This window comes from Schnuerera sp. (assembly GCF_035459645.1).
In the GTDB taxonomy this organism is placed as follows: Bacteria; Bacillota; Clostridia; order Tissierellales; family Tepidimicrobiaceae; genus Schnuerera.
Map to the genome: position 1 here is coordinate 1 of NZ_DATHXO010000494.1, position 1,618 is coordinate 1,618.

Here is a 1,618-nt window from a genome sequence, read left to right on the forward strand (position 1 = left end):
TAACATTATCTCAAATTCACCTGAGTACAAATACGCTTTAAGACTTCTCAATTTCCCAAATAAAAATATAAAAAATCCACAGTTAAGAGTATAAAATCCATATACTAGTAAAATCTCATGCAAATTCCAACCATCTATTTCAGGTACTGCATCAAATATTAAATAAAAAAAACTCAAATTCAAAGACTGTGTAAGCAATAGGAAAAATACTCCTAAGCAAAAATCACCTTTATATTCTGAAAGCCTTTTTATATTAAATTTAAGGAAAGTAATTATAATAGATATGTAATACAAAAAAGTTTTCACATTTTTACCCCCCATTTATAAAAACATGTCTTCTTGCAAGATTAAATATGTACCTTCCTAATAATATAAACACGATAATCCACCCACTCTGTCGTATTAAATATATTAAGAAATTTTTAATACTCCAATAACTTTGATAAATATCTATAGGAGTATAAACTATCCCTGAAAAAGGTAGTATGTTAATAGCTATGTGCTTAAGGTATCCAGGAAAGAAATCAAGAGGAATTAACTTGCCTGAAAAAAAAGATATTATAGCAAATTTAAAAGCATTAATTCCCCAACTATTTTCAGTCCAAAAACAAATCATGCCTAAAACAAAATCAAATGTTATTACGGTCAAAAAAGACAAGAATGTACTAATAATAAAGTAAATGAAATTCACGGGAGCCTCTAGCTGCAATACAAATATTCGAAATATCAAAACTGAAAAAAACGATATCCCTGACATAGGAATTATAATTCCTATATTCTTGAATATAAATTGCATCTGATAATCTAACGGCTTAAGTAAAGTGTAAGCTATATTGCCTGATTTTATATCCATTGACATAAAATAAATATTTGGATATATGAAAATATTAGATATTCCTACGCTTAGAACTATATAATTAATCATTTGAAAAAAAGTCCGTCCATTTAATACTGCTCTACCACCATATATTCCTTTCCATAAAAAGTAAGATAGAAACAGTTGGGAGATTAAACTAAATATATTCTCTAGAATAATCCCTCTATCAAACATCTGAATTTTTATTCCCATTTTCAACCATTCAAAGTATTTTGATAGTTCTAGCCTATCCACACAATCCACTCCTCATTTAGATTCTAATAGATAAATATTTTCTATTATATTTTCAAATTTAATAGAAGATATATTATAATCTGTTATTTCACAAATCTCACCCATTTTATCTAAAACATTTTTTATGTTATATATTCCTCCATCTTCAATGAGTAGAGTTAAGTTATTATTATAGATATTTTTAATCTTCCCAAACCTTTCAGATATTGCTATCAGATTTTCTTTGTCAAGTTTCCCAACATTCCTAAATGTTATAGATAATACTTTTTGTTTAGTATAAGATGCCTTTAATTCTTGTATTTTACCATCATATATAATTAATCCTTTGTCAATTAGAATTACTCTATCACATAAATCTTCAATATCCTGCATATTATGAGTTGTAAATATTATAGTCTTTTGATATTGCTTATTCAATTCTTTGACAAATGATAATACTCTCCTTTTAGTTAATATATCTAATCCTATGGTAGGTTCATCTAGATAAATTACATCTGGCCAATGAAT

Annotated in this window: 2 protein-coding genes and 1 pseudogene; all 3 read right to left on the reverse strand. The window is 26.5% G+C overall.

The genetic code is table 11. From position 1 onward, the window contains the following. A partial coding sequence (locus VK998_RS11610) for an ABC-2 family transporter protein (RefSeq protein ID WP_325228499.1) occupies positions 1-306 on the reverse strand: 306 nt, incomplete at its 3' end. A 4-nt stretch (positions 307-310) separates the two neighbouring features. After that, positions 311-1,069, reverse strand: coding sequence for an ABC transporter permease (locus tag VK998_RS13075; RefSeq protein WP_414713606.1), 759 nt, complete (start codon positions 1,067-1,069; stop codon positions 311-313). 54 nt (positions 1,070-1,123) lie between these two features. After that, a pseudogene (locus VK998_RS11620) lies at positions 1,124-1,618 on the reverse strand (hypothetical protein); the annotation flags it as partial.

Coding starts and splice junctions, on each gene's coding strand:
- VK998_RS13075 (WP_414713606.1), bottom strand. CDS start 1,069: ATGGGAATAAAAATTCAGATGTTTGATAGAGGGATTATTCTAGAGAAT.